Below are 24,580 nucleotides of genomic sequence, written 5' to 3'. Positions count from 1 at the left end.
AAGTATGCAAACCAGATTGGGCCAGCTAGTGGCGCGGCCGATACAGGTCGCGCCAGGCGGGAAGCCGTTCAGCGTAGGCATCGACCAGTGCAGCGTCGGGCTCGAATGTTTCGATGCGCTGCGGCTGCATGCATACGTCACCGATTGCCTCACCCGTGACAGCAAGCCGCCCCAATCTCGCCGCACCGAACGCGGCGCCGGTTTCACCTCCGGCAAAGCGATGGATCGGAATGCTCAGCACGTTCGCCAGCACCGAGAGCCAGAAGGTAGAGCGTGAACCGCCGCCAATCACGTCGGCCTCCGCAATCCCGATGCCGGCATCCGCGAGCGCATCGCGGCAATCGGCAAGCGCGAAGGTAACGCCTTCGAGCACCGCCTGCACGATCGCCGCGCGATCGGTGCCATGGCTCAGGCCATCCAGCATGCCGCGCACAACGGGATCGTCGTGCGGCGTCCGCTCACCGGCGAGGTAAGGCAGGAAGCTCACGGGCGACGGCGCCTGCGGTCGTGCTCCAAGCGGCGCCAGCAGCTCGGCCTCGGCGGCGCCGAACAGGCGCGCGAGCCAGGCAAGGCAGGAAGCGGCCGAGAGGATCGCGCCGGCCTGAATCCACATCCCTGGAATGGCGTGGCAGAACGTGTGCACGACACGGTCGGGATTGGCGGCGATCCGGTCGGTCGGGACCATGAGCGCACCCGAGGTTCCCAGCGACACGAAAGCGGCTCCCGGCCGGATTGCGCCGATGCCGATGGCGCCCGCGGGATTGTCGCCGGCCCCACCCGCGATCACCGGCTGCCTGATCATCCCCCAGCGCCGCGCGAGTTCGCTGCGCAGCGTGGTTGCGGGCGCGCATCCCTCGACCAGGCGCGGCATGTGCTCGCGCGACAAGCCGCTCGCTGCCAGCGCGGCGTCCGACCAATCGCGGCGCGCAACGTCGAGCCATAGGGATCCCGAGGCATCCGAGACGTCCTCGACAGCCTCGCCCGATAGCACCAGTCGCAGATAGGCCTTTGGCAGAAGAACGAGTTTCGTCGCCGCGAAGATCTCGGGCTCGTGCGCGGCGATCCAGAGCAGTTTTGGCGCGGTGAAGCCCGGCATCGCCTTGTTGCCCGTCACCTCGCGCAAGGCGGGCCAGCGTTGCTCCAGGACACGGCACTCAGTCGCAGAGCGTCCGTCGTTCCAGAGGATGCAGGGCCGCAGCGGCCTCAAGCTTGCATCGAGCAGCGTGGCGCCATGCATCTGGCCGGACAGCCCGATGCCTGCGACCGCTGCTAACGCATCGGCATGCGACGCCTTGAGAGCATCCAGCGTGGCGAAGGTCGCATCGATCCACTGCGCCGGATCCTGCTCGGAATAGCCCGGTTGCGGCGAGACGGTCGCGAGCGACCGGCTCTCGCTTGCGATCACGCGCTGGGCATCATCGACGAGAACCGTCTTGACCGCCGACGTGCCGAGATCGATGCCGAGATACATGCTGCTTCCGCTCACTTCGCCGCGTCGATCCAGATCCCCGGCTCTGAATGCTCCCGGATGTAGCTGACGAGGAAGTCGGAGAACACCCTGATCTTGGCAGGCAGCCTGACGCGGTTCTGATAGGCGATGTTCATGGTGAGCAACGGCAGCTGCCAATCGCTCAGGACAGGCACCAGCCGCCCAGCCGCGATATCGCCCTGCACGATATAGAGCGGCTGGATCAGGATGCCGAGCCCCGCGCGCGCCGCACCACAGATGATCTGGCCGTCGTTGCTGTCGAGCGTCGGCGCGATCCGGATCGTCTGCGTCGTGCTGCCCTGGCTCAGCCGTAGCGAATAGGGATCATTGGCGAGATTGTAGATCAGCATGTTGTGCCGGGCGAGATCGGCGGGATGCTCGGGCCGGCCGTGCTTCTCCAGATAGGACGGAGCGGCCGCGAGCACGCGGTGCATTTGCCCGATGCGCCGGACGATGATGTTGGAATCCGGTTCGTGCTCGCGGGTACGAATCGCAACGTCAATGCCGGCTTCGATGAAGTCGAGGTAGCGGTTCGCGCTGATGATCTGCACGCTGAGATCAGGATAGAGCGCACGGAAGGCTGGCAGCATCGGTGCGAGGTAGATCATCGCAAAGGAGAGCGAGCTCGTCACGCGCAGCATGCCCTTCGGCGACAGCGCGCGGTCGGAGACGGCGTCCTCAGCCTCGGCGAGCTCGTTCAGAAGCGTGCTGCACCGCTGCAGCAGTTCCTGTCCCGCTTCGGTCAGCCATTGCCGGCGCGTGTTGCGCTCGATCAGCCGGACCGCAAGCCGCTCCTCCAGCGCACTGAGATGGCGGCTCGCAGCGGCGTTCGACATCCGCAGGATTTCGGCGGCCTTGGAAAGGCTGCCGAGCTCAGCGGTTTTGGAGAACACCTCGAGTTGAAGCAGCCGGTCCATTTTTACGAAATAAGGAAAAGAGACTTACAAATTTTGACCTTTATTTCCGTTTTCTGCAAGGCAAAATGGCGCCAACAAAGCACCATTGCAGGCGAGGAAATCAGGAAATGTCGGGCCCGATCAGGCACATCGTGATGTGGCGACTGCGCGGGGAGAGCCCTGAGGAGCGCTCGGCCGCCCGGCTCAAGGTCAAGACCCTGTTCGAGGGCCTCAAGGGCCGGATCGACGGCCTCACCCATATCGAAGTCGGCATGGACGTCAGCGCGGTTGATTATGCCTGCGACGTGGTGCTGTTCTCCGAATTCACCGACCAGGCGGCGCTCGCCGCCTATGCCAACCACCCGGAGCATCTGCGCGTGCGCGAGGCGCTGGGCGACTTGCGGATCGGGCGCTTCCAGGTCGATTATCCCATCAAAGAGACCGGCGCATGATCGGCTCGTTCACCTTCGAAAACCTGCCCTGCCGCGTCGTGTTCGGCAGCGGCACGCTTGCCTCAGCCAAGGCCGAGGTCGAGCGGCTCGGCGGCAAGCGTGCGCTGGTGCTGACGACGCCGCAGCAGGAGGCACAAGGCAAGAGCTTGGGAGCCGCGCTCGGCCCGCTCTATGCCGGCATCTTTTCCGGCGCCACCATGCACACGCCGGTCGAGGTCACGGAACGCGCGCTCGCGGCAATGAAGGCATGCGAAGCCGATTGCGTCGTTTCGCTCGGCGGCGGCTCGACCACCGGGCTCGGCAAGGCCTTGGCCTTGCGCACCGGCGTCAACCAGCTCTGCATTCCCACCACCTATGCCGGCTCGGAGATGACGCCGATCGTCGGCCAGACCGAGAACGGACTGAAGACCACGGTGCGCGATGCAGCCGTGCTGCCGGAGACCGTGATCTACGACGTCGACCTGACGCTGACGCTGCCGGCGAGCCTCGCCGCAACCTCCGGCATCAACGCGATCGCCCATGCCGTCGAGGCGCTTTACGCGCGCGATGCCAATCCTGTCACCTCGCTGATGGCCGAAGAAGGCATCCGCGCGCTGGCGCGCGCCCTGCCCGCCATTGCCGCGAAGAGCGACGATCGCGAGGCCCGCACCGAGGCGCTCTATGGCGCCTGGCTGTGCGGTGTCTGCCTCGGCACGGTCGGCATGGCGTTGCATCACAAGCTCTGTCACACGCTCGGCGGCACTTTCGACCTGCCGCACGCCGAAACGCACACCATCGTGCTGCCGCATGCGCTGGCCTACAACGCGCCGGCCGTGCCCGACGCGATGGTGCGGATCGCGCGCGCGATCGGGGCAGCCGATGCAGCTCGGGGGCTTTTCGAACTTGCGAAACGGCTGGGTGCGAAGGTCGCGCTACGCGACGTCGGCATGCCCGAGGGCGGGATCGACAAGGCGGCTGACCTCGCAGTCACGAATGCCTACTGGAATCCGCGGCCGCTCGAACGAGGCGCCATTCGCGAGTTGATCGCGCGCGCCTGGACCGGCGAGCCACCCGGCGCCATCAAAGCGGTAGCTTGAAGCGATGCGGCGCACCCTGATCAGATCCGCCACCGTCATCAGCATGGATGACGCGATCGGCGATCTCTCGACCGGCGATGTGCTGGTCGAGGGCAGCCGGATCGCCGAGGTGCGCCCGTCGATCGACGCTGCGGCCGACACGGCGGTCGTCGACGGCACGGGCCGCATCGTCATTCCCGGCCTGATCAACGCACATATGCACACTTGGCAGACCGGCTTGCGCGGCTTTGCCGCGAACTGGACGCTGCTGGAATATTTCCGCCGCATGCATGCGGGCCTCGCCACCGTGTTCCGGCCCGACGATATCTACATCGCAACCCTCGTCGGCGCGCTGAACCAGATCAATCACGGCGTCACCACGCTGGTCGATTGGTGCCACAACAACCCGACGCCGGATCATACCGACGCCGCCGTGCGCGGCCTGATCGAAAGCGGCGTCTGCGCCGCGTTCTTCCACGGCTCACCGAAGCCCGAGCCGAAGCCGGGCGAGCCGCATTTCTCGGAAGTGCCGCATCCGCGCCGTGAGGTCGAGCGGCTGCTGGCCGGGCCCCTCGCCGACCGCGACGGCCTCGTCACGCTCGGGCTCGCCATCCTCGGTCCGCATTATTCGACGCTCGACGTCGCCATGCACGATTTCCGCCTGGCGCGGGAGCTGAAGCTGATCGCATCGATGCATCAGGGCGGCGGTCCGGCCAAGACGCCCGGCGGCTGGGAGAAGCTGCTCGAGGCCGGCCTCGTCGGCCCCGGCATTAACATCGTCCACGGCAACGATCTGCCGGATGATCTGCTCGATCGTCTCGTCGATCTCGGCGTATCGTTCTCGGTGACGCCCGAGAACGAGATGATCCAGGGCCATGGCTTTCCGATCACCGGCCGCCTTCTGAAGCGCGGCGTGCGGCCGACCATCGGCATCGACCTGGAGTCCGTGCTGGCCGGCGATCTCCTCTCCGCCGCGCGCGTTGCGCTGTCGATGCAGCGGGCACTGGACAATGTGGAATCGCGCAAAGCAAGTGGCGCCATTCCGGCGACGACCACGATTCCCGTGCGCGAAGCGCTGCGCTGGATCACGACGGAAGGCGCCCGCATGCTCGGCCGCGAGCACCAGATCGGCTCGCTGACGCCGGGCAAGCTCGCCGACCTCGTGATCATCAACGCCTCCGACCTCAATCTCCATCCAGTGCATGATCCCGTCGCAACCGTCGTGATGCAGACGAGCCTCGCCAACATCGAGGCCGTCATGATCGGCGGTGCCTGGAAGAAGCAGAACGGGCGGCTATTGGTCGAGGGACTCGAGACGAAGAAGGAGCTGCTGGCGCAATCCGGCCGGCGGCTGGTGCAGGATATTGAACGACAGGGACGCGCCGCCTGAGGCGCCAATGGACAAGAACAATGACTGACGCTCTGAAAACAGTTGGTTTCATCGGGATCGGCAAGATGGGCCTGCCGATGTCGGTGCTCGTCGCCAAGGCGGGCTTTGCCGTTACCGCGTTCGACCAGAGCGCGGCGCGCATCCACGAGGCACGCGCGCAGGGCATTGCGATTGCCGCTTCGCCGGCCGAGGCCGTGCGCGGCAAGGCCGCCGTGATCACGTCCCTGCCCGACGACGCCGCTTTGCGCGGCGCATTGCTCGGCTCCGCCGGCCTGATCGCCGCGATGGCGCCCGGTGCCGTCTTGATCGAAACCAGCACCGTGAGTGTCGACGCCTCGGCTGAGGTTGCAGCCGCCGCGCAGGCGCGTGGCATTGCCTATCTGCGCGCGCCGGTTTCCGGCAATGCCAGCATCGTGCACACGGGGGCGCTGACCTGCTTCGTCTCGGGGCCGAAGCACGCCTTCGAGAGCGCCAAGCCGCTGTTCGCAGCTTTCACCCGCGCTCAGACCTATCTCGGCTCCGCCGAGGAAGCGCGCTATGCAAAACTCTCGGTCAACCTGATGATCGCGGTGTCGGCGGCAATGATGGCGGAGAGCCTGGCGCTGGCGCGCAAGGGCGGCATCGCCTGGCAGGACATCTTGAAGGTGCTCGACGACAGCGCGGTCGCTTCGCCCATGGTCAAGTACAAGACCGCGCCGCTGCGGACCCGCGATTTCGAGTCCACCTTCTCCTGCAAGCAGATGGCCAAGGATCTCGACCTGATCCTGGGCGCCGGCCATGCCGTCGGCGTGCCGCTGCAGCTCGCCGCCCAAGTGCGCGAGACCTATGGCGCGCTGGTCGCGCAGGGCGACGGCGATACCGACTTCATCGCGACCGTCAAGCATCTCGAACGGCTGTCCGGCCTCGGCGAACCAAAACCCTGATCGCGGAGATACACATGCGTAACTTCAACGAAAATACGATCACGGATGCGGTGCTGGAGCGGATCGCGGGCGCGACCGACCCGCGCATCAAGCAGGTGAGCGAAGCGCTGGTGCGGCACTTGCACGCCTTCGTCCGCGAGGTGCGGCCCACCCAGAACGAATGGGAGTTCGGCATCGATTTCCTGACCCGCACCGGGCACATGTGCAACGACAAGCGCCAAGAATTCATCTTGCTCTCGGACACGCTTGGCGTCTCCATGCTGGTCGATGCCATCAACCATCCGGTGCCCGAAGGCGCGACCGAGACCACGGTGCTCGGCCCCTTCTTCGTCCAGGCTGCGCCCGAGAAGGACAGCGGCGCTGACATCTCCGGGCCGATGGATGGCGATCCCATGCTGGTCACCGGCTCGGTCTCGACCGTGGACGGAAAGCCGCTCGCCGGCGCGATCGTGGACGTCTGGCATTCCGACGACGACGGCTATTACGACGTGCAGCAGCTCGACAAGATCGGCGATCTCGCGATGCGCGCCCGCTTCCATACCGACGCCAACGGCCGCTTCCATTTCTGGTCGATCAAGCCGGCCGCCTACCCGATTCCGCATGATGGACCGGTCGGCGAGATGCTGGAGGTGCAGGGACGCCATCCCTGGCGCCCGGCGCACGTGCACTTCATGATCTCAGCGCCAGGTTTCGAGCAGCTAGTTACGCACGTGTTCGTTGCCGGCGACCAATATCTCGACAGCGACGTGGTGTTCGGCGTCAAGGACAGCCTGATCCGGGAGTTCGTCCGTCATCCCGCCGGCCGTGCGCCGGATGGTCGCATGGTGGAGCGCGACTATTTTCATCTCAACTATGACTTCGGCCTGAAGCAGCTCGCGAGCAACGCAAGAGCCGCTTAAGCTGAACGACGGACCAACAAGAGTCCGGAGACAGGGAGCAAACGGGAGCTTACGGATGGGACCGCGGGTCAGCACGGACATATTGGCCGAGCGCCTCGCCGGCATGATCGGACCGCGCGCGAGCGTCGCGCGCGGCGTGCTCGATCAGCATGGGCAGAGCGAGTCGCATTATCGCAGCCTGCCGCCGGACATCGTCGTCTTCCCTGAGACGACGCAGGAGGTCGCTGAAATCGTCAAGCTCTGCGCCGGCGCGGGCATGCCGATCGTCCCGTTCGGCGCCGGGACCTCGCTCGAAGGCAATGCGGCCGCGGTCGCCGGCGGCGTCTGCTTCGACTTCGCGCGCATGAACAAGGTGCTCAGCCTGCACGACAGCGACATGGACGTCGTGGTGCAGCCCGGCATCACGCGCAAGCAGCTCAATGCGGAGCTGCGCAACACCGGCTTGTTCTTCCCGATCGATCCGGGCGCCGATGCCTCGATCGGCGGCATGACGTCGACGCGCGCCTCGGGCACGATGGCGGTGCGCTACGGTACCATGAAGGACAATGTCATGGCGCTCGAGGTCGTCCTGGCCGACGGCCGCGTGATCCGTACCGCCCGGCGCGCGCGGAAATCGGCGGCCGGCTACGACCTGACGCGCATGTTCGTCGGTGCGGAAGGCACGCTCGGCGTCATCACGGAGATCACGCTGAAGGTACACCCGGTGCCGCAGGCGATCTCGGCGGCAGTCTGCAGCTTCGACACCCTGCACGATGCGGTGGACACCGCGATCTCCGTGATCCAGTCCGCGATCCCCGTGGCCCGCATCGAGCTGCTCGACGATGTCATGATGCGCGGCATCAATGCCTACGCAAAGCTCGGCTATCGCGAGGCTCCCACCCTGTTCTTCGAATTCCATGGCTCAGAGACTTCCGTCGCCGAGCAGGCCGAAGCCGCGCAGGCGATCGCGGCCGAGCATGGCGGCCATGGCTTTGCCTGGGCTAAGGCGCAGGAAGACCGCAGCCGGCTCTGGCATGCCCGCGACAACACCCTGTACGCCGGCCTTGGCTTGCGGCCCGGCGCGCGCGCTGTGATCACCGACGTCTGCGTGCCGATCTCGCGTCTGGCGGAATGCCTGATCGAGACGCGTCGCGACTCTGACGAGCACGGCTTCACCGCGCCGATCGTCGGCCATGTCGGCGACGGCAATTTCCACATGCTGATCCTGATCGACCCGACACGACCGGAGGAGGTCGAGGGCGCCAAGGCGCTGCAGGCCCGCATGGTCGCGCGCGCCATCGCCATGGACGGCACCTGCACCGGCGAGCACGGCATCGGGCTCGGCAAGATCGACTATCTCACCGACGAGCTCGGCGAGGCCGTGGACGTGATGCGATCGATCAAGGCGGCGCTCGATCCCGACGGATTGATGAACCCCGGAAAGATCTTTTCTGGCAGAGCCACAACATGAGCAACAAGCCATGAGCGACGCGCTCCCGATCGAGGTCACCTCACCCACGCCGCTGCTGGAGCTGCGCGGCATCAGCAAGGAGTTTCCCGGCGTCAAGGCGCTCGACGACGTGTCCTTCGCCGTCTACCCCGGCGAGGTCCATATGCTGCTGGGCGAGAACGGCGCCGGCAAGTCGAGCCTGATGAAAGTGCTGTGCGGCGCCTATCGCGCCGACGCCGGCGAATTCTACTACAAGGGCGAGAAGGTCGCGATCAATTCCACCGCGGATGCGCAGAAGCTCGGCATCGCCGTGATCTTCCAGGAATTCTCGCTGGTCCCCCATCTCGACATCGCCCAGAACATCTTCTTGGGACGCGAGCCGAAGGGCCGCATTCCCGGCACCATCGACCGCCGCAGGATATTGGCTGACGCAAGGCGCGTGCTCGACACCATCGGCTTCGACATCGATCCCGCCACCACCGTCGACAAGCTCGGCGTCGCCCAGCAGCAGATGGTCGAGATCGCCAAGGCGATCAGCCAGAACGCCCGCATCCTCGTCATGGACGAGCCGACCGCGGCGCTGTCCGACCGCGAGACCGAGCTCCTGTTCGCGCTCATCGCGCGGCTGAAGACCGACGGCGTGTCCATCGTCTATATCTCGCACCGCATGGCCGAGGTGTTCGCGCTCGGCGATCGCATCACCGTGCTGCGCGACGGCCGCCGCATCGACGGCGTCCGGCCCGCCGACGTCACGCCGGACCAGCTGGTGCGCATGATGGTCGGCCGCAACATCGACATGACCTATCCGCGCCATTTCGCCGACAAGCCCGGCGAGGTGCTGCTCCAGGTCAAGGGCCTGAGCGCGTCGACCGGCATCTCCGACATCAACATCGAGGTGCGCCGGGGCGAGATCGTCGGGCTGTGCGGCCTGGTCGGCTCCGGCCGCAGCGAGGTCGCCCGCGCCATCTTCGGCGCCGATCCCGTGACCTCGGGCGAGATCATCTTCGACGGCAAGAGCATTTCCGGCGAGCCGGATCTCGCCGCCCGCCGCGGCATCGCGCTGATCCCGGAGAGCCGCAAGAGCGAAGGCCTCGCGCTGCTGCGATCCGTCAGCGACAATCTGGTGGTGTCGGCGCTGAGAAGACTGTTCCCGAGCGGGCTGTTCGACCAACGCTCGGCCCAGCGTACCGCCGACGGCCTGATCCGGCAGCTCCGCATCGCGACACCAAGCGCACGCCAGACCGTCGGACTGCTCTCGGGCGGCAACCAACAGAAAGTCGTGATCGGCAAATGGCTGGCAGCCGGCTCGAAGCTCTTCATCTTCGACGAGCCGACGCGCGGCATCGATATCGGCGCCAAGTCGGAGATCTTCGCGCTGATCGACCGCCTCGTCGCGGACGGCGCCGCGGCCCTGATGATCTCGTCCGAGCAGGTCGAGATCTGCCATGTCTGCGACCGCGCCTATGTGATGCGCGAGGGGCGCATCGCGGGACATTTGTCACGCAACGAATTGACCGAGGAGAACATCGTGCGATTGGGGATGCATCATGCGTGAGGTCGCGGTCGTCGCTCAACCCAATCCGCTGCAGCGCATTCCCGGCGTTGCCATGGTGCTGGTGCTACTGATCGCGCTGTTCAGCGTGATCGCGCCCGGCTTCCTGTCGGTCGCCAACCTCTCCAACGTGCTGGTGCAGTCGACCATCCTGACCATGCTCGCGCTGCCGATGACCCTGATCATCATGACGGAGGGGCTGGACCTGTCGATGGGCGCGGTGCTGACGCTGACCTCGCTCTGCGTCGCGATCGTGTCGCTTGCGACCAAGTCGATGCTGCTGGGCCTCGGCGCCGGCCTTCTGGTCGGCACCGCCTTCGGCCTCGCCAACGGCTGGCTGGTCGCGATTCTCGGCATACCGCCCTTCGTCGCGACGCTCGGCACGCTCGGCATGGCGCAGGGCCTGTCGCTGATCGTCAGCGACGGCCAGAGCGTGGTCGGCATTCCCCACAGCGTGCGCGACATCTATTCGGCGACGCTGCTCGGCATTCCCGTGCCGATCGTGATGGCGCTGGTGACATATGCGACCTTTCACGGCCTGCTCTATCACACCCGCTTCGGCACCTACATCTTCGCCCTCGGCGGCAACCGCGAGGCGCTGCGCTATGCCGGGCTCTCGCCCAACAGGCTGCTGATCGCGGTCTACGCGATCGGTGGCGCCATGGCCGGAATCGCAGGCCTGTTGATGACCGCACGCATGAACTCCGGCCATCCCACCGCCGGCCTCGGCCTGGAATTCGATGCCATCGCGGCCGTCGCCGTCGGCGGCACCTCGTTCGAGCGGGGCAATGGCTGGCTACTCGGTACGCTGCTCGGGGTCCTTTCCGTCGGCGTGTTGCGCAACGGCCTGAACCTGATCTCGCTCCCCTCCTCGGTGCAGGTCGCCAGCGTCGGCGTGCTCGTCATCGTTGCCCTGTTCCTCGACGGCCTCAGGAGCCGCACATGACCGACATCACCAAGGGCGCCATGGCGCCGCCCCGCTCTTTCCTGTCGCAGGACGCGGTCCAGCTATTCTATCGCCTGCTCGCGGCTTTCCTGATCTGCGCGGTGCTGGCCGTGCTCAGCGATTCCTTCCTGAGCCTCGGCAACATCCTCAACGTGCTGAGGCAGGCAAGCTTGACCTTCTTCATCGCCTCCGGCCTGACGCTGGTGGTGCTGACCGCAGGCCTCGATCTCTCCGTCGGCGCCAATGTCGCGCTGTCCGCCTGCCTCGCCGGTACCGTGATCCACACGACCGGTTCGCCTGCGCTCGGCATCCTCACCGGACTTGCCTGCGGCGGGCTCGTCGGCCTGATCAACGGCGTCATGGTCACGGCGCTCCGCATCCCCTCCTTCATCGCCACCTACGGCATGCTCTGGGTGCTGAACGGCCTCACCTATTGGTACATGGCGGGCGAGACCCTGCACGGCTTCCCGGCCGGCTTCCGCCAGGTCGGCAGCGGCTATCTGTTCGGCCTGCCCATTCCGGTCTACCTGCTCCTGGTGTTCCTCGGCATCGGGACGTTCTTCGCGCAGCGCACGGTCTGGGGCCAGGAGATCTACGCGATCGGCGCCAATCCTGTCGCCGCACGACTATCAGGCATTCCCGTCGCACGCCGCCTGCTGCTGGTCTACGCGGTCTCAGGCACCATGGCGGGACTTGCCTCGATCATCTTCCTGTCGCGGCTCAATTCGGCCGAGGCCGATATCGGCGAGAGCCTGACGCTGCCGGCGATCGCGGCCGTTCTGATCGGGGGCACCTCGCTGTTCGGCGGCGTCGGCACCGTGTTCGGCACCTTCATCGGCGCGCTGATCCTGACCCTGGTGCTGAACGGCATGAACCTGCTCGCGGTCAGCGCCAATTGGCAGCCGCTCGTCACCGGCGTCATCGTCATTCTCGCGGTCTGGCTCGACATGAAGACCCGCCGCCGCGCGCAATGAGTTCCAGCAATCCAACAAGCAAAATGAGGGATGGAGGCAATATGAGAAAGACAATTGGCTATGTGGCGCTGCCGCTGCTGATGGCGACCGCGCTCACCACTGCGGCACGTGCCGACGGCGAGACCATCGCCGTCTTCACCAAGAACCAGACCAATCCGTTCTTCCAGACGGTGCGGGTCGGCGCCGACAACATGGCGAAGGTGCTGAACGCGAAGACGCTGCAGTACATCCCGACCAAGCCGGACTCGATCCCCGAGCAGCTCAGCCAGATCGAGGACGTCGTGGTGAAGAAGCCGAGCGCGATCGTGTTCACGCCGGTCGACTACAAGGCGATGGTCCCCGGGGTCGAGAAGATCAACGAAGCCAAGATCCCGGTCGTCAACATCACCGACCGTTCGGCCGGCGGCAAGTTCCTGTCCTTCGTCGGCGCCGACGATTACAGCCTTGGGCTGGAGACCGCGCGCTTCCTGCTGAAGACGCTCGGCGGCAAGGGCAACATCGTCATCATCGAAGGCGTCAAGGGCTCGCTGACCAATGTCGACCGCGTCCGCGGCTTCAACGACGCGCTGAAGGAAGCGCCCGGCGCCAAGCTGCTGGCCTCGCAGCCCGGCAACTACCAGCGGCTGCAGGCGCTTCAGGTCATGGAGAATTTGATGCAGTCGAATTCACAGATCGACGGCGTGCTGGCGGCCAACGATGCCATGGCGGTCGGCGCGATCGAGGCGCTCGACGGCGCCAACCGCAAGGCGCAGGTGATCGGCATCAACGGCACCAAGGAGGCGATCGACGCGATCAAGTCCGGCAAGCTGCTGGCGAGCGGCGACTACAACGGCTTTGCGCAAGGCTGCCTCGGCACCATGATGGCGATCCGCTCCTTGCGGGGCCAGCCTGTCATCAGCGAGATCGTGCTGAAGCCGACGGTGATCACCAAGGACAATTACGGGCCGTTCGACGTGCCGCTGGAGCAGCGGACCTGCCCCACCTTCGAGGACGCCGGCAAGCTCAGCGCGAAGTAGGCCATCCCCCCACATCAAGACCGGACGGCCGCAGCCTGCGGCCGTCCCAAGAATGAAGCCAAGAAACGGAGACAGCATGCTGTTCGCCATTCACGCCCTCGACCGCACCGGCGCGTTGCCGACCCGGCTCGCCAATTACGATGCCCACAAGGCTTTCCTCAGCGACACCTCGCGCTTCGGCGTCAAGATCGTGATGTCCGGTCCGCTCGTCTCCGACGACGGCCAGACCATGATCGGCAGCCTGTTCCTGATCGAGGCCCCTAGCCGTAGCGAGGTCGAGGCCTTCAATCGCGCCGATCCGTTTGCCGCGGCCGGCATCTGGGACAAGGTGACGATCACCGGCTTCCTGCGCCGGCAGGGTTGAGGGTCCGCCACGACAAAGTGCGAAAACAACCCCATGCACAGTAGAACGGGGCTTGTTTTCGCTTACGAATTTCCGATGCACCGCGCGACCTCGCATCCGAGGCCAATGCCAACCCGGATCGGCGGTGGATTTTGACTCGTCGGGCAAAACAGGGGCATAATGTAATCATCACCCGATGTCAGTTGCGCCCGCCATCCAGGCACCTGCCCAGCGTCGGCGCGGTGTGCGACGCGGACTGGAGTCAGGTCCTTAACCGCTGACTGCCGGCGCAGCCTCTTCCAGGTGACACGCCACCCACTGCTCGGCTCCGGCCGCGCGCAGCGTCGGCTCCTCGGTCCGGCAACGATCGAACACGAACGGGCAACGGGTGTGAAAGCGGCATCCCTTCGGCGGATTGATCGGGCTCGGCACGTCGCCCTTGAGGATGATGGGATTGCGCTGGGCTCCGGGCTCCGGCAGCGGCACGGCCGAAAGCAGCGCCTTGGTGTAGGGATGCCTTGGCGCGGCAAAGATCTCGCGGCGCGGAGCCACCTCGACGATCTTGCCGAGATACATCACGGCGACGCGATGGGTCATGTGCTCGACGATGGCAAGATCGTGGCTGATGAAGAGCAGCGCGAGCCCGAACTCGCGCTGCAGATCCTGCAGTAGATTGACGATCTGCGCCTTGACCGAAACGTCCAGCGCGGAGACCGCCTCGTCGCAGACGATCAGCTCGGGCTCGGCAGCCAGCGCCCGCGCAATGCCGATGCGCTGACGCTGGCCGCCGGAGAATTCGTGCGGCCTGCGGTTCAGCGCCTCGCGCGGCAGGCGCACCGTGTCCATCAGTGATGTGACACGGACCTCGAGATCCTCTGCGGACTTGGCGAGGCCGAAATTGCGGATCGGCTCGGCGAGAATGTCGCGCACACGCATGCGCGGATTGAGGCTGGAGAACGGGTCCTGGAACACGACCTGCACGCGGCGGCGCATCTGGCGCATCGTGCCAGGTGCTGCGTCGTCGATCCTCTGGCCATCGAGGATGACCTGGCCCGAGGTGATCTCGAACAGTCGCAGGATGGCGCGGCCGACCGTCGATTTTCCGCAGCCGGACTCGCCGACCAGGGACAGCGTCTCGCCGCGCGCGATCTCGAAGGAGACGCCGTCCACCGCGTAGACGAATTCGGTTTGCCGTCCGAAGAGGCCCTTGTTGATCGGAAAGTGCTTCTTGAGGTCGTTGACGTGGAGCAGCGGAACACTCATGCCGCGATCGCTCCCTTGGCGGCGTAATGGCACGCAGCGATGTGGCGGGGGCCCTTCTCTTCCAGCCCCGGCGCATACTGGCGGCACAGATCGGTCGCGAGCGCACAGCGCCCGGCAAAGACGCAGCCCGTGATCGGCTTGCGCAGATCAGGCACCTGCCCGGGAATCTCGGCGAGCCGCGTCGCGGTGCCCGCAAGCGAAGAGCCGAGCTTCGGCACCGCGCCTAACAGGCCCTGCGTATAGGGATGGCGCGGGGAACGGAACAGCTCGGCCACCGGCGCCTCCTCGACCTTGCGGCCGGCATACATCACCATGACACGCTCGGCGATCTCGGCGACGACGCCGAGATCGTGGGTGATCAGGATGATGGCGGCGCCGACCCGGCGCTTGAGATCCAGCATCAGCTTGAGGATCTGCGCCTGGATCGTCACGTCGAGCGCGGTGGTCGGCTCGTCCGCAATGAGAAGCTTGGGATTGCAGGCCAAGGCAACCGCGATCATCACGCGCTGGCGCATGCCGCCGGACAGCTGGTGCGGATATTCGCCGACGCGCCGTTTCGGCTCGGGAATGCCGACCAGCGTCAGCATCTCGACCGCGTGCGCCTCCGCCGCCTGCTTGTCGAGGCCCTGATGGATCATCAAGGTCTCGCGGATCTGACGGCCAACGGTCAGCACCGGGTTCAGGCTCGTCATCGGTTCCTGGAAGATCATCGAGATGTCGTTGCCGCGGATCGCGCGCATCTCGCGGTCGGACAGTTTCAGGATATCCCTGCCCGCGAAGCGGATGCTGCCTGCGATCCGTCCCGGCGGCTCCGGAATCAACCGCATCAGGGACATCGACGTCACCGACTTGCCGCAGCCGGACTCGCCGACGATGGCGAGCGTCTCGCCCTCGTTGACGTGGAAGGAGACGCCATCGACCGCACGGTTGATGCCGCCGGGCGTACGGAAATGGGTCTGGAGGTTCTCGACTTCGAGCAAAGCCATCGCGATCAGCCTCGATCCATCACAGCCAACATCACAGACTCTTGGCCATGCGCGGGTCGAGCGCATCGCGAAGGCCGTCGCCGAGCAGATTCACGGCGAGCACGGTGACGGACAGGAACGCTGCCGGGAAGAACACGATGTAGGGCTTGACCTGCCAAAGCGCGCGGCCTTCGGCCATGATGTTGCCCCAGGACGGGATGGTCGGCGGCGTGCCGGCGCCGATAAAGGACAGGATCGCCTCCGTGATCATGGCGCTGGCGCAGATGTAAGTCGCCTGGACCAGCATTGGCGCGACCGTGTTGGGCAGGATATGACGCAGGATGATCATCGGCGTGCGGGTGCCGCAGGCCACCGCCGCGTCCACATAGGGCTGTTCGCGCAAGGACAGCACGACGCTGCGGACGAGGCGCGAGACGCGCGGGATCTCGGCGATGGTGATCGCCAGGATGACGTTGCCGACGCTGCCGCGCGTCAGCGCCATCAGCGCGATGGCGAGCAGGATCGGCGGGATCGACATCAGCCCGTCCATGAACCGCATCAGGATGCCGTCGGCCCAGCGGATGAAGCCGGAGACCATGCCGATGGCAAGGCCGATCGCCGAGGCGCAGATCGCGACCGACAGGCCGACCGTGAGCGAGACCCGCGCGCCGAACAGCACGCGCGAATAGATGTCGCGGCCGAGCACGTCGGTGCCGAACCAGAAATCGGCCGACGGCGCGCGGGTGCGCTTGGCGGGCGCAAGCGCGGTCGGATCGACCGTGCCGAGGTACGGCGCAAAGACCGCGATCAGCACCAGCATGAGCAGCAGCGCGCCGCCGATCGCGACCGTCGGATGGCCGCGCAGGAGGCCGACGAAGCCGCGCCGTATCCTGACCGGCCGCAGGATCTCGGGCAGCTGCGGTGCAAGGACGAGGCCGGCCGGAAGCGAATGCGGATTAACGGTGGTGTCGGTCAATAGCGGATCCTCGGGTCAACGAGCGTGTAGACGACGTCAATCATCAGATTGACGAGGACGTAGACGAAGCTGAACAGCAGCACGATGCCCTGGATCACCGGATAGTCACGGCGCAGGATGGCATCGATGGTGAGGCGGCCGAGGCCGGGGATCGCGAACACGCTCTCGGTGACGACCGCGCCGCCGATCAGGAGCGCGATGCCGATCCCGATCACGGTGACGATCGGCACCGCCGCGTTCTTCAGGGCGTGAATGAACAGGATGCCGCCCTGCCCGAGGCCCTTGGCCTTGGCGGTGCGGATATAGTCCTGCTGCAGCACTTCGAGCATGGCTGCCCGCGTGATGCGGGCGACCAGCGCGATGTAGACGCAGCCGAGCGCGATCGCCGGCAGGATCAGGTTTTCCAGCCATGGCCAGAAACCCTGGGCCAGCGGCGTGTAGCCCTGCACCGGCAGCCATTCCAGCTCCAGCGCGAAGATGTAGGCGAGCATGTAGCCGACCACGAAGACCGGCAGCGAGAATCCGAACACGGCAAAGCCCATGATGACGCGATCGATCAGGCTGCCGGCCTTCCATGCCGCCACCACGCCGAGCGGCACCGCCACCACGATCGTCAGCAGCAGCGTGACGATCATCAGCGACAGCGTCGGTCCGAGACGCTGCCCGATCATCGCCGAGACCGGCAGGTTGGTGAAGATCGAGGTGCCGAGATCGCCGTGCAGGATGCGCCAGACCCAGCCTCCGAACTGGACCAGGAAGGGCCGGTCCAGCCCGAGGCTCTGGCGGATGCGCTCCACATCCTCCGGGCTTGCCTGATCGCCCGCGATCACCACGGCCGGATCGCCGGGCGCGATGTAGAGCAGGCTGAACACGAACAGCGCGACGATGGCCATGACTGGCAAGGTCGCGACGATGCGACGGAGGATGTAGGAGAGCATCTGGCCTCAGCGCACGATCATGCGGACTTCGACACGCCCCAAAAGAAAGGCAGCGGTCCCTTAGCAACGCCGGAGACGTTCTTGCGCCACGCGGTGTAGCTCAGGAAGAAGCCCGTGGGCGCGTAGACGACGTCATCGATCGCCGCCTTGTTGAGGCGGCCCATGGCGGCCTTCTCCTCGTCGACGTTCTTGGCCTCGAACCACGAGGCGACCTCCTTTTCGGTGGCCGCGCTGGTGGGCCAGCCGAACCAGGCCTTGTCGCCGTTAGCACGGATGGCGGTGTAGGGAGCCGGATTGACGCAATCCGCGCCTGCGTGCCAGGTGTGGAACATGTTCCAGCCGCCCTGTCCCGGAGGTGTCTTCTGCGCGCGGCGGGAGCCGACCGTGCCCCAATCGGTTGCGACGAAGTCGACATTCATGCCGAGCTTCTTGAGAAGATCGGCGGTGACGTCGCCCATCGCCTTGGTGATTGGCTGGTCCTGCGCGACGAGGCACGTCACCGGCTGGCCGGAATAGCCGCTCTCGGCGAGCAGCTTCTTGGCGGCGTCCAGATCGCGCTTGCCCTTCAGGATCTCGCCGCCCACTTCGGTGTAGAGCGGCGTATCCGGCGTGAAGTAGCCGGGCAGCGGCTTCCACAGCGAATTATCGTCGCCGACGATCGCGCGCATGTAGTCTTCCTGGCTGAGCGCCATCAGCACCGCACGCCGCGCCTTGACGTCATTGAACGGCGGATAGAGGAAGTTCATGCGGAACGAGCCGATATTGCCGAGGGGATCGCCGATATCGACGCTGATATTCTTGTTCTTCTTCAGAACCGGAACGAGATCCGCGATCGGGTTCTCCCACCAGTCGATCTCGCCGTTCTGCAACGCGGCCGCCGCGGTTGCCGGATCCGGCATGATCACCCACTCGACGCGGTCGACCATCACCTGCTTGCCGCCAGCAAGCCAGGACGCCTTCTCCTGCCGCGGTGAATAGTCGGCGAATTTCTCGAACACGGCTTTCGCACCGGGGACCCACTCGCTCTTGGCGAACTTCAGCGGACCGGAGCCGATATATTCGGAAATTTGCTTGAACGGATCGGTCTGCGCGATGCGCTCCGGCATGATGAAGCTGCAAGGCGAATTGTTCTTGCCGAGCGCATAGAGCAATTTCGGGAAAGGCTGCTTCAGCACCCATTTGAAGGTGCGGTCGTCGACGGCCGTGAGCTCCTGCTGGAGCGCCTTGATCATCAGGCCCATCGGATCGCGCGCCGACCAGCGCGTCAGGCTTGCCACGACGTCCTTGCTGAGCACCGGCTCGCCATCGTGGAATTTGAGGCCGGGCCGCAGCTTGAACGTCCAGGTGGTGCCGTCGTCGGTCACTTCCTCGGACTCGACCATCTGCCGCTGCGGCCGGAACGAGGAATCGATGCCGTAGAGCGTGTCCCAGACCATCGCGGCGGCATTGCGCACGACATATTGCGTGCCCCAGATCGGGTCGAAATTGGCGAGATTGGCCTGGGGCACGAATCGCAGGGTGCGCGCCGCCGCACCCTGGGCGATCGCCGGGGCCGACAGGCCACCCGTCAACGCCAGGCTGCCCGCGCCAGCCAGTCCCTTCAATACCGTTCTGCGATCCATGAAGTCCTCCCAGAAATGCCGTGATGCCAGCTGTTCATTGGCAAAGGGCAAGTGAAACCGAGCCCATTTGCAAGCAAATGGTATGCCACTAAATGCGGCTTCGCCAGCGGGATCTCGCCATTTGGCGGTCCAGGAATGCGAGTTCGGGGCTCACAGAGCGGCCGCCAGCGTCGGCCCGGTCTCGATATGCGGGATCGCCTCGACCAGTTTGCGCGTGTAGTCGGTCTTTGGATTATCAAACAACGCCCGGCTCTCGCCCTGCTCCACGATGCCGCCGTTGCGCAGCACGATGGTGCGGTCGCACAGCATGCGCACGACGTTGAGATCGTGGCTGACGAACAGCAGCGCAATGTCATTCTCGCACCTGAGGCGATCGAGCAGTTGCAGCACCACCGCCTGCACCGAGACGTCGAGCGCGGCGGTCGGCTCGTCCAGCACCAGCAGCCGCGGCCGGCAGGCGATGGCGCGGGCGATGCCGACGCGGGCCTTCTGCCCGCCGGAGAGCTGATGCGGAAACCGCGGCAACAGATCGAGCGGCAGTCCGACCCGCTCGGCGCATTCTTCCACCCGTTTGCGCAGGGCCTCGCCCGCGCGCATGCCGTCGAGCCGCATCAAGGGATGGGCGATGCAATCGAACGCCGTGAAGCGCGGGTTGAGGCTCTCGTTCGGGTCCTGAAAGACCATCTGGATGTCTTTGCGCAACGGCGAGCGGTGGAAATCGCGCGCCGCCACGTGCCCGATCGACTGCCCGTCGAACACGATGTCGCCCTCGCTCGGATCGATCAGGCGGCAGATCATGCGCGAGGTCGTGCTCTTGCCCGAGCCGGACTCGCCAACCAGCCCGACACTCTCGCCGCCCGCCATCGTCATCGAGAAGTCGGCAACCGCAGCAGAGCCCTGATCGAAACGCTTGGCGAGCTTGCGCACTTCCAGGAGCGGCGGCGTGCCGTGCGCTCGCTCCTGCCTGGGTCTGGTGACGACGTTGGCGTAACGCTCTCTGTCCTCCTCCGTCACGAGATCTTCGATCCGTGACGTCGCCGTCGGCGACGCCGCAACCAGGCGCCTCGTATAGGCGTGCTGCGGCGCGCTGAAGAGAATGCCGGGGCTCGCCTCCTCGACGATGCGGCCGCGCTCCATCACGGCGATGCGGCGGCAATAGCGCGCCGCAAGGCCGAGGTCGTGCGTGATCAGGATCGTGGCCATGCCTCGCGCGGCGGCAACGTCCGCCAGAAGATCCATCACCACCTTCTGCGTCGTGACGTCGAGCCCGGTGGTCGGCTCGTCCGCGATGAGCAGCGCGGGATTGCAGGAGATCGCGATCGCGATCATGACGCGCTGGCACATGCCGCCGGAAAGCTCGTGCGGATAGGCGTTCATCCGCGCCTCGGGATCGCGGATCTGGACGGCGCGCAGCAGGTCCAGCGCCTCGGCACGCGCGGCCTCTTTCGAGATACGCTTGTGGGTGAGGATCGCGTCCGCGATCTGCAGGCCGATCGCGCGGATCGGATTGAGCGCCGCCCGCGGATTCTGGAAGATCATCGACATCGCGGCGCCCTGCAGCTGTCGCAGATCATCGCCGCGGAGCTTGGTGACGTCCTGCCCACGGAACAGAATCTTGCCGCCGGTGACGCGGCCGGCTGCATCGAGCAGCCGCGTCGTCGCAAAGCCGGTGACCGACTTGCCCGAGCCGCTCTCGCCGACGAGGCCGAGCATCTCGCCGGCCTTCACCGTGAGCGTGACGCCGCGCACGGCCTCGACCATGCCCCGCCGCGTCGAGAACGCGACGTGGAGGTCGTCGATCCTGAGCAGGTCCTCGCTCATGTGCGCATCCGCGGATCGAGAATGTCCCGCATCCCGTCGCCGAGGAGGTTGAAGCACAGCACCGCCAGCATCAGCGCAAGGCCCGGAAAGGCCACCAGCCACCAGCGTCCGGTCGAGATGAAGCGCGCCCCTTCCGCGACCATGATGCCCCATTCCGGCGTCGGCGGCTTGACGCCGAGACCGATGAACGACAGGCCGGCGGCATTGAGAATGGCCCAGCCGAGATTGAGCGAGATCTGCACAGCCATTGCGGGCAGGATGTTCGGCAGCAGGAAGCGCAGCACCACCGAGAAATGGCTCTCGCCGCAGGCGCGCGCGGCCTCGACCCAGCCGACATTGCGGCGGACGTTGACCTCGGCCCGTGCGAAGCGGATGTAGAACGGAAGATTGATGATCGCGGTCGCGATCACGATGTTCTCGATCCGGTTGCCGAGCGCGGCGACCATCGCCATCGCCAGCACGAACAACGGAAAGGCCATCATCACGTCGACGAAGCGGCCGACGGCGCGATCGAGCCGTCCGCCGGCATAGCCGCAGAACGCGCCGACGACGGCCCCGATCACGAACGAGATTCCGACCGCGGAGACTGCGATGGCAAGGTCGAGCCGTGCAGCGATGATGAGACGGCTGAACACGTCGCGGCCGAGCTGGTCCGTGCCGGCGATGTGCGCCGCGCTCGGCGGCAGCAGGGCCTGCGACACGTTCGAGGCCACGGGATCGTAGGGCACGATCCAGGGTCCGAAGATCGCGACCAGGACGAACAGCGTCACCCCGGCCGCGGCCACCGCCGTGAGCGGATTGCCGCGCAGGATCCAGACCGTATGGCGAAGTGTGGCGCTGGTCATTCGATCGACACCCTGGGATCGGCGATGCCGTAGCAGATGTCCACGACGAGATTGACCAGCACGAACAGGCTGGCCATCAGCAGCACGAAACCCTGCACCGGCGCATAGTCGGAGGACAGCAACGCGTCGAGCGCATAGGAGGCCACGCCCGGCCAGGAGAACACTTTCTCCACCAGCACGTTGGCGCCCAGCATGGTCGAGAACACGATGCCGGCGATGGTGATGACGGGCAGGATCGCATTGCGGAGCGCATAGGTGACGACCACCTTGCGCCAGGACAATCCGACCGAGCGCGCAGTGCGCACGAAATCGCTGCCGAGCGAGACCAGCATCGAGGCCCGCGTGATCCGCGCCAGCGGCGCGATCACGAACAGCGCCATGCTCACCGCCGGCAGGATCAACTGCCTGCAGGCCGCCCACCAGCCCTCGACGTCGCCGGCGAGCAGGAAGTCGATCGAGAGGAAGCCGGTGCGCTGCGGCGGCAGCGAGGTGAAGACGTCGATCCGACCGGTCGGATCAGGGGCCAGCCCGAACAGATAATAGAAGACATAGATCAAGAGCAGGCCCGAGACGAAGGTCGGCACGCAGACGCCGAGTGCGCAGAACAGCCGCACGCCGTGATCGATGATTGATCCCGGCCGCAGCGCCGCCAGCACCCCGAGCGGCACGGCCGCGATGAGCGCGATCAACAGTGCGGTGAAGGTGAGCTCGAGCGAGGCCGGCAATCGCTCGCGCAGGTCCTTCAGCACCGGCTGTCCCGTCATCATCGAGCGGCCGAGATTGCCGTGGCCGATGTCGGAGAGATAGAACACGAGCTGCTCCGGCACGGATTTGTCGAGCCCCATCTGCTTGCGGATCTGCTCGATCTCCTCCTTGCCGGCATTGGGTCCCGAGGCGAAGAACACCGCGGGGTCGCCGGGCAGAACGCGCATCAACAGGAAGGTGAAGACCAGCACACCGAACAGTGCCGGCAGCGACGACAAGAGCCGCCTGCCCGCCCGCACCATCGTTGCACCAAGACCGGTCGTCACCATTCAGGGTCCCTGCTCGCCGCGGATGTCACTTACGGCTGACATCGCGATAATCCACCTGGCGGTGGAACTCATAGGTGTAGCCTTCGATCGACGGCGCCATCACCGCGTCCTGATTGGGCTGCCACAGCATGATCTGCGGCATCAGGTCGACATGCATCGCGTTGAGCTTGCGGCCGGCTTCCTCGTACTTGGCCTTATCCGGCTCGAAGCGGGCCTCCTGCGCAATCGCGGCAAGGTCCGGATTGTTGATCGAAGAGTAATTCCAGCGCTGAGTGCCGGTGTAGAAGTTGCGGTAGAAATAGTCGGTCGACGGCAGCCAGGCGACGATGCCTTCGGTGAAGAACGGCAGCTTCTTCTCGTTGATCTGCGTCGACATCTGCGCGTCCGGCAGCTTCTGGATGTCGACCTTGATGCCGATCTTGCCAAGAGACTCCTTGACGAGGGCGGCCATCGGCTCGGCCGTCGCGGCCTGGCCGACATTGAAGCTGAAGGTAGTCGAGAAGCCTTCGGGCAGACCTGCAGCCTTGAGGTATTCCCTGGCCTTGTCGAGATCCATCTTCACCGGCTGCTGGAACGGATAGATGCCGTTCGCCGGCTTGCCGTCCGGCCAAGTCGCGCCGAACAGCGGCGCGCCGCGGCCGAACAGGGCCGCCTTGAACATGTCCTCATAGGGCAGCGCGGAAGCGATGGCGCGGCGGACATTGACGTTGTCGAAGGGCGGGATCTGGTTGTTCATCGAGACGTAGGTGACCGCGTTGTATTGCGGCGTCGAGATTACCTTGAGCTTGCCCTTGGCCTCCAGCGACTGCACGTCGCTGGCCTGCAGGTCGAGCACGAGATCGGCATCGCCGCGCTCGACGAGGTTGGCGCGGGTCGCCGGCTCCGGCACCGATTGCACGATGACGCGCTTGAAGAACGCCGGCTTGCCGGGCGATCCGCGGTTCCAGGCCTCGTTGCGCTTGATGATCACCTGCTCGCCCGGCTTGAAGCTCTCGACCGCATAGGCGCCGCTGCCAGCGGTGTGCTCCTTCAGCCAGGCCGTGGCCCAGGGATCGTCAGCCGTCGCGTGCTCTTTTGCCACTTTCGAGTTGATGATCATCGGGTAGACGGTGGCAAGATTAGGCAGCGCAAGCTTGTCGGGTTTTGGAAGCGTCACCTCGATGGTGAGGGGATCGATCACCTTGAACTGATCGGCCGACGTCAGCGAGCCCGTCAGCAGCTGCGCCTTGCCGAGGATCGGCGCGGTGACGCAGCGGTCGAGCGACCACTTGACATCCTCGGCCGTGACCGGCGAGCCGTCCTGGAACTTTGCATCCTTGCGCAGGCGGAAGGTGATCTTAAGGCCGTCGGGACTGACGTCATAGGATTCGGCGAGCTCGCCGGTGATCGTGTCGAGGTCGAACACCCATTTGCCGTTGAGCTGCTTGCGGCCGAATGCCACCAGCCTGTCATAGGTGCTCATGCTCAACGCGAAGGATTCGCGGGTCGAGCCGGGGATGTTGGGATCGAGCGTGTTGACGGAGGCGCCGGTGACGTAGCGCAAGGTCTCTGCCCTGGTTTGCGCTTGCGACGGCGCAGTGGCGATGAGCAGCAGCGCAGTGGTGGCGAGAACTGAGGTCGCCAGTCTGAAAGACACAAAACGCATTGGTTTTTCCCTGAATTTCGAACGAGAACGCCAGCAAGGCAGGTTCAGAAGGAAGCAAGTTGCGCGCCAGTCCGATCGGACATTTCGAGGGACGCGAGGTCGCGACG

General features: G+C 65.6%; 22 protein-coding genes. 11 read left to right on the top strand and 11 right to left on the bottom strand.

Features of this window, described 5'->3' with window-relative positions:
* Positions 1-25: 25 nt before the first annotated feature.
* Together xylB and I6F36_RS26585 are read right to left on the bottom strand one after the other, a co-directional pair.
* Positions 26-1,471 (bottom strand): xylulokinase, encoded by a 1,446-nt coding sequence (gene xylB, locus I6F36_RS26590; protein ID WP_036023606.1) that lies wholly within the window; start codon positions 1,469-1,471, stop codon positions 26-28.
* A gap of 11 nt (positions 1,472-1,482) precedes the next feature.
* Positions 1,483-2,406: a LysR family transcriptional regulator gene (locus tag I6F36_RS26585; protein ID WP_036023604.1), complete on the bottom strand. Its 924-nt coding sequence runs from the start codon at positions 2,404-2,406 to the stop codon at positions 1,483-1,485.
* 107 nt (positions 2,407-2,513) lie between these two features.
* Between I6F36_RS26585 and I6F36_RS26580 the strand changes: the two genes are divergently transcribed.
* From I6F36_RS26580 to I6F36_RS26530, 11 genes are all read left to right on the top strand, one after another.
* Positions 2,514-2,837, top strand: a complete 324-nt coding sequence (locus I6F36_RS26580; RefSeq protein ID WP_036005173.1) for a Dabb family protein — start codon at positions 2,514-2,516, stop codon at positions 2,835-2,837.
* Complete coding sequence (locus I6F36_RS26575) at positions 2,834-3,913, top strand: maleylacetate reductase (protein ID WP_036005176.1); 1,080 nt, start codon at positions 2,834-2,836, stop codon at positions 3,911-3,913. The genes I6F36_RS26580 and I6F36_RS26575 overlap by 4 nt, the downstream gene beginning before the upstream one ends.
* Before the next feature lie 4 nt (positions 3,914-3,917).
* A complete protein-coding gene (locus I6F36_RS26570) occupies positions 3,918-5,282 on the top strand; it encodes an amidohydrolase family protein (protein ID WP_036023601.1) in 1,365 nt (454 codons plus the stop codon).
* 20 nt (positions 5,283-5,302) lie between these two features.
* Positions 5,303-6,205 carry an NAD(P)-dependent oxidoreductase gene (locus tag I6F36_RS26565; protein WP_225172486.1) on the top strand — a complete coding sequence of 301 codons (903 nt, stop codon included), beginning with the start codon at positions 5,303-5,305 and terminating at the stop codon, positions 6,203-6,205.
* Positions 6,206-6,219: 14 nt separating this feature from the next.
* Positions 6,220-7,104 carry an intradiol ring-cleavage dioxygenase gene (locus I6F36_RS26560; RefSeq protein WP_225143867.1) on the top strand — a complete coding sequence of 295 codons (885 nt, stop codon included), beginning with the start codon at positions 6,220-6,222 and terminating at the stop codon, positions 7,102-7,104.
* Positions 7,105-7,159: 55 nt separating this feature from the next.
* Positions 7,160-8,554: an FAD-linked oxidase C-terminal domain-containing protein gene (locus I6F36_RS26555; RefSeq protein ID WP_225143868.1), complete on the top strand. Its 1,395-nt coding sequence runs from the start codon at positions 7,160-7,162 to the stop codon at positions 8,552-8,554.
* A gap of 10 nt (positions 8,555-8,564) precedes the next feature.
* Positions 8,565-10,088, top strand: coding sequence for a sugar ABC transporter ATP-binding protein (locus tag I6F36_RS26550; protein ID WP_225172485.1), 1,524 nt, complete (start codon positions 8,565-8,567; stop codon positions 10,086-10,088).
* A complete protein-coding gene (locus tag I6F36_RS26545; RefSeq protein WP_036023591.1) occupies positions 10,081-11,031 on the top strand; it encodes an ABC transporter permease in 951 nt (316 codons plus the stop codon). Before I6F36_RS26550 ends, I6F36_RS26545 begins: the two co-directional genes overlap by 8 nt.
* Positions 11,028-12,005 carry an ABC transporter permease gene (locus I6F36_RS26540; RefSeq protein WP_225172484.1) on the top strand — a complete coding sequence of 326 codons (978 nt, stop codon included), beginning with the start codon at positions 11,028-11,030 and terminating at the stop codon, positions 12,003-12,005. Before I6F36_RS26545 ends, I6F36_RS26540 begins: the two co-directional genes overlap by 4 nt.
* 41 nt (positions 12,006-12,046) lie before the next feature.
* On the top strand, positions 12,047-13,021 hold the full coding sequence (locus I6F36_RS26535; RefSeq protein WP_036005202.1) for a sugar ABC transporter substrate-binding protein: 975 nt from the start codon (positions 12,047-12,049) through the stop codon (positions 13,019-13,021).
* Positions 13,022-13,097: 76 nt separating this feature from the next.
* On the top strand, positions 13,098-13,385 hold the full coding sequence (locus I6F36_RS26530) for a YciI family protein (protein ID WP_036005205.1): 288 nt from the start codon (positions 13,098-13,100) through the stop codon (positions 13,383-13,385).
* A gap of 249 nt (positions 13,386-13,634) precedes the next feature.
* Here I6F36_RS26530 and I6F36_RS26525 read toward each other — a convergent pair whose 3' ends face one another.
* The 9 genes from I6F36_RS26525 to I6F36_RS26485 form a co-directional block, all read right to left on the bottom strand.
* Entirely contained in the window at positions 13,635-14,627 is a 993-nt protein-coding gene (locus I6F36_RS26525) for an ABC transporter ATP-binding protein (protein ID WP_225172483.1), read from the bottom strand.
* Positions 14,624-15,613 (bottom strand): ABC transporter ATP-binding protein, encoded by a 990-nt coding sequence (locus I6F36_RS26520; RefSeq protein ID WP_225128938.1) that lies wholly within the window; start codon positions 15,611-15,613, stop codon positions 14,624-14,626. Before I6F36_RS26520 ends, I6F36_RS26525 begins: the two co-directional genes overlap by 4 nt.
* A gap of 31 nt (positions 15,614-15,644) precedes the next feature.
* Complete coding sequence (locus I6F36_RS26515; RefSeq protein ID WP_036005259.1) at positions 15,645-16,568, bottom strand: ABC transporter permease; 924 nt, start codon at positions 16,566-16,568, stop codon at positions 15,645-15,647.
* Positions 16,565-17,506, bottom strand: coding sequence for an ABC transporter permease (locus I6F36_RS26510; protein WP_036023577.1), 942 nt, complete (start codon positions 17,504-17,506; stop codon positions 16,565-16,567). Before I6F36_RS26510 ends, I6F36_RS26515 begins: the two co-directional genes overlap by 4 nt.
* A 17-nt stretch (positions 17,507-17,523) precedes the next feature.
* Complete coding sequence (locus tag I6F36_RS26505) at positions 17,524-19,128, bottom strand: ABC transporter substrate-binding protein (RefSeq protein WP_225127728.1); 1,605 nt, start codon at positions 19,126-19,128, stop codon at positions 17,524-17,526.
* A gap of 150 nt (positions 19,129-19,278) precedes the next feature.
* Positions 19,279-20,949 carry an ABC transporter ATP-binding protein gene (gene nikE / locus I6F36_RS26500; RefSeq protein WP_225172482.1) on the bottom strand — a complete coding sequence of 557 codons (1,671 nt, stop codon included), beginning with the start codon at positions 20,947-20,949 and terminating at the stop codon, positions 19,279-19,281.
* Positions 20,946-21,794, bottom strand: a complete 849-nt coding sequence (locus I6F36_RS26495; RefSeq protein ID WP_225172481.1) for an ABC transporter permease — start codon at positions 21,792-21,794, stop codon at positions 20,946-20,948. Before I6F36_RS26495 ends, nikE begins: the two co-directional genes overlap by 4 nt.
* Positions 21,791-22,825: an ABC transporter permease gene (locus tag I6F36_RS26490; protein ID WP_036005288.1), complete on the bottom strand. Its 1,035-nt coding sequence runs from the start codon at positions 22,823-22,825 to the stop codon at positions 21,791-21,793. Before I6F36_RS26490 ends, I6F36_RS26495 begins: the two co-directional genes overlap by 4 nt.
* A gap of 28 nt (positions 22,826-22,853) precedes the next feature.
* Positions 22,854-24,473, bottom strand: a complete 1,620-nt coding sequence (locus I6F36_RS26485) for an ABC transporter substrate-binding protein (protein WP_225172480.1) — start codon at positions 24,471-24,473, stop codon at positions 22,854-22,856.
* Between the last annotated feature and the right edge of the window lie 107 nt (positions 24,474-24,580).

Origin of the sequence: Bradyrhizobium sp. BRP19 (genome assembly GCF_020194195.1) — a bacterium.
GTDB lineage: Bacteria > Pseudomonadota > Alphaproteobacteria > Rhizobiales > Xanthobacteraceae > Bradyrhizobium > Bradyrhizobium yuanmingense.
This window is presented reverse-complemented; position numbering and strand designations above follow the sequence as displayed.

Coding starts and splice junctions, on each gene's coding strand:
- I6F36_RS26520 (WP_225128938.1), bottom strand. CDS start 15,613: ATGGCTTTGCTCGAAGTCGAGAACCTCCAGACCCATTTCCGTACGCCC.
- I6F36_RS26585 (WP_036023604.1), bottom strand. CDS start 2,406: ATGGACCGGCTGCTTCAACTCGAGGTGTTCTCCAAAACCGCTGAGCTC.
- I6F36_RS26550 (WP_225172485.1), top strand. CDS start 8,565: ATGAGCGACGCGCTCCCGATCGAGGTCACCTCACCCACGCCGCTGCTG.
- I6F36_RS26505 (WP_225127728.1), bottom strand. CDS start 19,128: ATGGATCGCAGAACGGTATTGAAGGGACTGGCTGGCGCGGGCAGCCTG.
- I6F36_RS26560 (WP_225143867.1), top strand. CDS start 6,220: ATGCGTAACTTCAACGAAAATACGATCACGGATGCGGTGCTGGAGCGG.
- I6F36_RS26535 (WP_036005202.1), top strand. CDS start 12,047: ATGAGAAAGACAATTGGCTATGTGGCGCTGCCGCTGCTGATGGCGACC.
- I6F36_RS26565 (WP_225172486.1), top strand. CDS start 5,303: ATGACTGACGCTCTGAAAACAGTTGGTTTCATCGGGATCGGCAAGATG.
- I6F36_RS26525 (WP_225172483.1), bottom strand. CDS start 14,627: ATGAGTGTTCCGCTGCTCCACGTCAACGACCTCAAGAAGCACTTTCCG.
- I6F36_RS26575 (WP_036005176.1), top strand. CDS start 2,834: ATGATCGGCTCGTTCACCTTCGAAAACCTGCCCTGCCGCGTCGTGTTC.
- I6F36_RS26510 (WP_036023577.1), bottom strand. CDS start 17,506: ATGCTCTCCTACATCCTCCGTCGCATCGTCGCGACCTTGCCAGTCATG.
- I6F36_RS26485 (WP_225172480.1), bottom strand. CDS start 24,473: ATGCGTTTTGTGTCTTTCAGACTGGCGACCTCAGTTCTCGCCACCACT.
- I6F36_RS26495 (WP_225172481.1), bottom strand. CDS start 21,794: ATGACCAGCGCCACACTTCGCCATACGGTCTGGATCCTGCGCGGCAAT.
- xylB (WP_036023606.1), bottom strand. CDS start 1,471: ATGTATCTCGGCATCGATCTCGGCACGTCGGCGGTCAAGACGGTTCTC.
- nikE (WP_225172482.1), bottom strand. CDS start 20,949: ATGAGCGAGGACCTGCTCAGGATCGACGACCTCCACGTCGCGTTCTCG.
- I6F36_RS26580 (WP_036005173.1), top strand. CDS start 2,514: ATGTCGGGCCCGATCAGGCACATCGTGATGTGGCGACTGCGCGGGGAG.
- I6F36_RS26540 (WP_225172484.1), top strand. CDS start 11,028: ATGACCGACATCACCAAGGGCGCCATGGCGCCGCCCCGCTCTTTCCTG.
- I6F36_RS26570 (WP_036023601.1), top strand. CDS start 3,918: ATGCGGCGCACCCTGATCAGATCCGCCACCGTCATCAGCATGGATGAC.
- I6F36_RS26530 (WP_036005205.1), top strand. CDS start 13,098: ATGCTGTTCGCCATTCACGCCCTCGACCGCACCGGCGCGTTGCCGACC.
- I6F36_RS26555 (WP_225143868.1), top strand. CDS start 7,160: ATGGGACCGCGGGTCAGCACGGACATATTGGCCGAGCGCCTCGCCGGC.
- I6F36_RS26545 (WP_036023591.1), top strand. CDS start 10,081: ATGCGTGAGGTCGCGGTCGTCGCTCAACCCAATCCGCTGCAGCGCATT.